General features: G+C 68.2%; 9 protein-coding genes. 4 read left to right on the top strand and 5 right to left on the bottom strand.

Features of this window, described 5'->3' with window-relative positions; translation table 11 throughout:
• Positions 1-149: 149 nt before the first annotated feature.
• Entirely contained in the window at positions 150-593 is a 444-nt protein-coding gene (locus R5H32_RS18090) for a DUF302 domain-containing protein (protein ID WP_318340095.1), read from the top strand.
• Here R5H32_RS18090 and hisA read toward each other — a convergent pair.
• Entirely contained in the window at positions 590-1,309 is a 720-nt protein-coding gene (gene hisA / locus R5H32_RS18085) for a 1-(5-phosphoribosyl)-5-[(5-phosphoribosylamino)methylideneamino]imidazole-4-carboxamide isomerase (protein ID WP_318340094.1), read from the bottom strand. The genes R5H32_RS18090 and hisA overlap by 4 nt on opposite strands.
• Positions 1,310-1,448: 139 nt before the next feature.
• Here hisA and R5H32_RS18080 point away from each other — a divergent pair, with 139 nt between their 5' ends.
• Together R5H32_RS18080 and R5H32_RS18075 are read left to right on the top strand one after the other, a co-directional pair.
• A complete protein-coding gene (locus R5H32_RS18080; protein WP_318340093.1) occupies positions 1,449-1,841 on the top strand; it encodes a DUF2147 domain-containing protein in 393 nt (130 codons plus the stop codon).
• Positions 1,842-1,948: 107 nt separating this feature from the next.
• Complete coding sequence (locus R5H32_RS18075) at positions 1,949-2,344, top strand: DUF2147 domain-containing protein (protein ID WP_318340092.1); 396 nt, start codon at positions 1,949-1,951, stop codon at positions 2,342-2,344.
• A 9-nt stretch (positions 2,345-2,353) separates the two neighbouring features.
• Here R5H32_RS18075 and R5H32_RS18070 read toward each other — a convergent pair whose 3' ends face one another.
• From R5H32_RS18070 to hisB, 3 genes are read right to left on the bottom strand one after another with little or no spacing between them, the layout of a single operon-like run.
• A complete protein-coding gene (locus R5H32_RS18070; protein ID WP_318340091.1) occupies positions 2,354-3,268 on the bottom strand; it encodes a glutaminase in 915 nt (304 codons plus the stop codon).
• A complete protein-coding gene (hisH, locus tag R5H32_RS18065; RefSeq protein WP_318340090.1) occupies positions 3,265-3,903 on the bottom strand; it encodes an imidazole glycerol phosphate synthase subunit HisH in 639 nt (212 codons plus the stop codon). Before hisH ends, R5H32_RS18070 begins: the two co-directional genes overlap by 4 nt.
• A gap of 4 nt (positions 3,904-3,907) precedes the next feature.
• On the bottom strand, positions 3,908-4,495 hold the full coding sequence (gene hisB / locus R5H32_RS18060; RefSeq protein WP_318340089.1) for an imidazoleglycerol-phosphate dehydratase HisB: 588 nt from the start codon (positions 4,493-4,495) through the stop codon (positions 3,908-3,910).
• 217 nt (positions 4,496-4,712) lie between these two features.
• Here hisB and R5H32_RS18055 point away from each other — a divergent pair, with 217 nt between their 5' ends.
• Positions 4,713-5,375, top strand: coding sequence for a transglutaminase-like cysteine peptidase (locus R5H32_RS18055; RefSeq protein WP_318340088.1), 663 nt, complete (start codon positions 4,713-4,715; stop codon positions 5,373-5,375).
• Positions 5,376-5,455: 80 nt separating this feature from the next.
• Here R5H32_RS18055 and R5H32_RS18050 read toward each other — a convergent pair.
• On the bottom strand, positions 5,456-5,684 hold a 229-nt coding region (locus R5H32_RS18050), incomplete at its 5' end, for a hypothetical protein (RefSeq protein WP_318340087.1).

Here is a 5,684-nt window from a genome sequence, read left to right as displayed (position 1 = left end):
CCCGCCGGGGAGGCGCTGCCTCCCCGGACCCCTCCGGGATATTTCCGAAAAGAAGAAGGGGCGGGGTATTGCCGATCACGCCAACTTTGATTGGCAACGGCCGGGAATGGCCCGAACCTTGCAGGGTTACGAACCAAAGGGGGCATGAGATGAAACTGATCCTTGCCGCGGCCCTGTCCGCGACCGTCGCGCTGCCGGCTGCCGCCGAGGTGACCCGCGTCGCGGCGCAAGGCAGCGTGCCGGAGGTCATGGACCGGCTCGAAGCGGCCGTCACCGGCGCCGGGGCCACCGTGTTCGCGCGCGTCGATCACGGTGCCGGGGCGGTGAGCGTGGAGATGGAGCTCGGGCCGTCGCAGCTCCTGATCTTCGGCAATCCCGCGCTCGGAACGCCGGCAATGCAGGCCGATCCCTTGGCCGGGCTGTTCCTTCCCTTGAAGGTACTGGCCTACGCGGATGCCGACGGTGCCGTCTGGCTCGCCTACGAGGAGCCGGCCGAAACGTTCGAGGGACTCGGCGTTCCCGTCGATGCCGAGGTATTGGCGAAGATGACCGGCGCGCTTGGCAAGCTGACGGCCGCCGCGGCGGGCGGTTAGGCCCGGAGCGCGGCGAGCGCCCCGGCGAGATCGATCGCGCCGTCGTAGAGCGCCCGGCCCGAGATCGCGCCGGCGATCACGCCGGTATCGCGGAGCGTGATCAGATCGGCGAGCGTGGAGACGCCGCCGGAGGCGATGACCGGGATCGAGACCGCGCGGGCGAGCGCCTCGGTGGCGGCTATGTTCGGCCCCTTCATCGCGCCGTCGCGCAGGATGTCGGTGTAGATGATCGCGGCGACGCCGGCATCCTCGAAGCTACGCGCGAGGTCGGTGACCATCACGTCGGTCTCCTCGGCCCAGCCCTTGGTAGCGACGCGGCCGTTTCGCGCGTCGATGCCCACGGCCACCTTGCCCGGGAAGGCGCGGGCCGCCTCGCGGACGAGGTCCGGGTTTTCGACCGCGACGGTGCCGAGGATCACCCGGGCGAGGCCCTTGTCGAGCCAGGTCTCGATCGTTCTCATGTCGCGGATGCCGCCGCCGAGCTGGGCCGGCACCTTCACGCGGGCGAGGATCGCCTCGACCGCGGCGGCGTTCACGGGCTGGCCCGCGAAGGCGCCGTTGAGGTCGACGAGATGCAGCCACTCGCAGCCCGCCGCCTCGAACTTCGCGGCTTGCGCGGCCGGGTCGTCGCCGAAGACGGTGGCCTTGTCCATCTCGCCGTGCAGGAGCCGCACGCACTGGCGGTCCTTGAGGTCGATGGCGGGATACAGGATCATGGGCGGTCTCCGGGCGTGATGCGCGGGCCTCTTGCCACAGCGGGCAGGCGATTGCAAAGGTGCATCATCGCTGCGTCACGCTGGACCGGGGAACGATCTTCGGCGAATGATCCGGGCGGTTTCAGGGAGGACCGAAAAGATGAAGACACTCGCATACGCCGCGGCACTCGCGCTCGTCGCCGGGGCGGCCGCCGCCGATCCGGTCGAGGGCATGTGGAAGACCAAGCCCGACGACAACGGCAATTACGGCCATGTCGAGATCGCGCCCTGCGGGACGGCGTTCTGCGGCGTGCTGGTCAAGGCCTTCGACGGCGCGGGCAAGGAGCTCGACTCGCCTAATGTCGGCAAACAGATCGTCTGGGACATGAGCGCGGCGGGCGAGGGCGCGTATGACGGAGGCAAGGTCTGGGCGCCGGACCGGGACAAGACCTACCGTTCCAAGATGCAGCTTTCGGGCGACAGCCTCGCGGTGTCGGGCTGCGTGCTTGGCGGCGTGATCTGCCGCGCCTCGGACTGGACACGGGTGAAGTGAGCGGGTCGGCGCCGTAGCGGCTGGGCGCCACTGGCAAATGCCGGCTGGCGCCCCCATCTTCCCCGTGTGGGGCCGGCGCCTCGGCCCTCGGCATGGAGGGGGCTGCCATGCGTATTCGCGGGTTGCTTGTCGCGACCGTTCTGTGCGCAAGCCTCGGCACCGCTGCCTTCGCCGATCCGATCCTCGGCACCTGGCAGGTCGAGCCGGATCACAAGGGCCAGATCGGCCTCGTCGTCATCCGCCGCTGCGGCGAGGCTTTCTGCGGCCGGGTGATGGAGGTCTTCGACCGGGCGGGAACGAGCGTCGTGACCCGCTCCATGGGCCGCGATCTGTTCTGGGATCTGAAAGCGAACGGCAATGGCCAGTATTCCGGCGGCCAAGTCTGGGTGCCGCTCCACGACAGGGTCTACGACGCGAAGGCGCGGCTCAAGGGCGACCGGCTGATCGTGCGCGGCTGCATCGGCCCGGTCTGCGATGGCCAGACCTGGAACCGGGTCGACTGAGACCCGCGTTCAGCCGAAGACCGACCAGCCGGTGCGGCGGGCGAGCATTTCGACCGCCTCGGTCCCAAGCTTGGAATTGCCCTGCGCGTTCAGCCCCGGCGACCAGACCGCGATCGAGGCGCGGCCCGGCGCGATGACAAGGATGCCGCCGCCGACGCCGGACTTGCCGGGCAGGCCGACCCGGTAGGCGAAATCGCCCGAGCCGTCGTAATGGCCGCAGGTCATCATCAGCGCGTTGATCCGGCGCACCCGGTCCGCCGACACCATGCGCGGCATGCCGGGTGCGGCCATCAGGAACCGGCCCGCGCGGGCAAGCTGGGTGCAGCTCATCTCGACCGCGCATTGGTGGAAATAGGCGCCGAGCGTGAGGTCGGGTGGGTTCTGAAGATTGCCATGCGCGCGCAGGAAATGCGCGAGCGCGAAGTTGCGGTGGCCGGTGTCGGTCTCGGACCGCGCCACCTGTTCGTCGATATGGATGTCGTCATCCTCGGCCGCCGCGCGGATGAAGCGCAGAAGCTCGCCGAGATACTCGCGCGGCGCGTGGCCGGCGAGGACCGCGTCGGTCACCACGATGGCCCCGGCATTGATGAACGGGTTGCGGGGAATGCCGCGCTCGTGTTCGAGCTGGAGGATCGAGTTGAAGGCGAGGCCCGAGGGCTCGCGGCCGACCCTAGCCCAGAGCCGGTCGCCGAGCCGGCCGAGCGCGAGGGCGAGCGCGAAGACCTTCGACACGCTCTGGATCGAGAACGGCTCCGCCGCGTCGCCGATCGAATGCTCGGTGCCATCGGCGAGAACCACACTCATGCCGAACCGGCCGGGATCCACCTCGGCCAGTTCGGGAATGTAGTCGGCGACCTTGCCGCGATCCGCGCTCGCCCCCACCGTCTCGTGGATCTCGCGCAGGATCGCGGCGATGTCGGTCATGGCTGCCACTTGAGGAAGTTGGCGATCAGCTTCAGGCCGGTTGCCTGGCTTTTCTCGGGGTGGAACTGCACGCCGACCATGTTGTCGCGCCCCACGATCGCGGTGATGTCGCCGCCGTAGTCGCAATGGGCAAGCCGGTGCGCCGGGTCGGTGACGCGGAAATGGTAGGAATGGACGAAATAGGCGTGCTTGCCGGTCTCGATCCCGTCGAGGACCGGGTGGGGGTGGTCGATGATGAGGTCGTTCCAGCCCATATGCGGCACCTTGAGCGCGGCGTCCTCCGGCGCGATCTTCACCACCTCGCCGCCGATCCAGCCGAAGCCCTCGGTCTCGGTGTATTCCATCCCACGAGTCGCCATCATCTGCATGCCGATGCAGATACCGAGGAACGGTCGGCCGCGCTCCGTCACCGCCTCCTCGATCGCCTCGAAAAGCCCGGTGAAGCGGTCGAGCGCGGCGCGGCAGGACGGGAAGGCGCCATCGCCCGGCAGCACGATCCGGTCGGCGCGGGCCACATCCTCGGGCCGCGAGGAGACGAGTACCCTGTCCGCCTCGGTCTCGGCCGCCATGCGCTGGAACGCCTTTTCGGCGGAATGGAGATTGCCCGAATCGTAGTCGACGAGAACCGTGAGCATGGGATCAGAGCGCGCCCTTGGTCGAGGGCAGCACGCCTTCGGCGCGCGGATCGGGCTCCACCGCCATCCTAAGCGCCTTTGCCACCGCCTTGAACGCGGCTTCCGCGATGTGGTGGCTGTTGATCCCGTGCACCCTGTCGACATGCAGCGTGATGCCGCCGTGGGTCGACAGCGCCTGGAAGAACTCGCGCACGAGCTCGGTGTCGAACGCGCCGATCTTGGCGGTCGGGAAATCGAGGTTCCAGACAAGGTAGGGCCGCCCCGACAGGTCGAGCGCGCAGGCCACCTGCGCATCGTCCATGGCGAGCGCAAAATGGCCGTAGCGACGGATACCCTTCTTGTCACCGAGCGCCTTGGCCAGCGCCTGGCCGAGCGCGATGCCGCAGTCCTCGACCGTGTGGTGGTCATCGATGTGAAGATCGCCCTTGGCGCGGACCTTGAGGTCGATCAGCGAATGCCGGGACAGCTGGTCGAGCATGTGGTCGAAGAATCCGACACCGGTCTCGTTCGAAAAGCTGCCGCTGCCGTCGAGATCGATTCCCACCGTGATCTCGGTCTCGGCCGTCTTCCGGCTGATCGTGGCCTTGCGCATTACCGCCTCCATCTTCCGCGGCGAGTTATAGGGGCGCGCCGCGGCCAAGGAAAGGGCCGCTTTCCGTAGCGTGATGAGCGATTCTCTGCTGCGTTGGGCCCAAGGGCGCGGCGGCAATCCGCGCAGGGGCTTTCATTCGCCGATTTTCCCAATCTTTGCCACATTTTAGCACCGCGCCGTCGGGTGTACTGGCCGCGGGGGTTCCAAAGGAGGCCAAATGGCTCGACAGACCGCTTTGCGCGGCCGGATCGCTATTGCCGCCGGCAGCGCCCGCCACCTCTTTGTCCACGCTCTCGGTGGACTTGTCCTCGCCACCGCCGTGGCAGCCTCGGCTGACGGTGCCATGGCTGCCGGCCCGGGAGAACCGGCCCAGTTGCCGGCCCGCAAGGCCATCGCCGCGCCGCAGGGTTTTGCCGGAGTTTGCGACCGCTACGGCTGGGCTTGCGCCCGTACGAAGGGCAGCACCGCCGGCTCGGGAGAGCATTTGACGCTCGCCAAGTCCGTCAACAGCGCCATCAACCGGAAGTACCGGCAGGTCTCGGATCAGAAGCAGTACGGCACCGCGGAAGTCTGGGCCCTGCCCACGGCGCGCGGCGGCGATTGCGAGGACTTCGTTCTGGCCAAGAAGCTGCGCCTGATCGAGAAGGGGATCCCCGCCGAGCGGCTCTTGATGGCGACGGTTCTTGACGCCAAGCGCTCACCGCACGCCGTGCTCGTCCTGCGGCTGGATGCCGGAGACTATGTGCTCGACAATCTCAAGGACCAGATCAAGCCCTGGCACAAGACCGGATACAGCTTTCTGATGATGCAGAATCCGCGCGCACCGCAAAGCTGGGAAGCCGTCCTCGCTGGCGGCGTCTTCGCCGGGCGCCGCCTCTAACCACCGCGGTTCCGAACGATACAGGGCGCGGCTTTCCGCCGCGCCCTGTGAACCGTCCACCCTAAGCTACCACTTACATCTTACTTCCGGCCACCGGGATTATTGGTGCCGGCATCGTTGCCATGACCGCCCGGGTTCGTGCCGTCGCCGCCACCGGAACGGTTGTTGACAACGTTGCCGCCGCCGTTGCCGCCGCCATTGCCGCCGCCTTCGCCGCCGCCTTCGCCGCCGCCGTTGCCGCCGCCATTGCCGCCGCCTTCGCCGCCGCCGTTGCCGCCGCCGTTGCCGCCGCCGTTGCCGCCGCCGTTG

Source organism: Defluviimonas sp. D31 (genome assembly GCF_033436765.1).
Lineage (GTDB): Bacteria > Pseudomonadota > Alphaproteobacteria > Rhodobacterales > Rhodobacteraceae > Albidovulum.
Note: the sequence above shows the minus strand (reverse complement) of the source record. Positions and strands in the feature narration are given on the sequence as shown.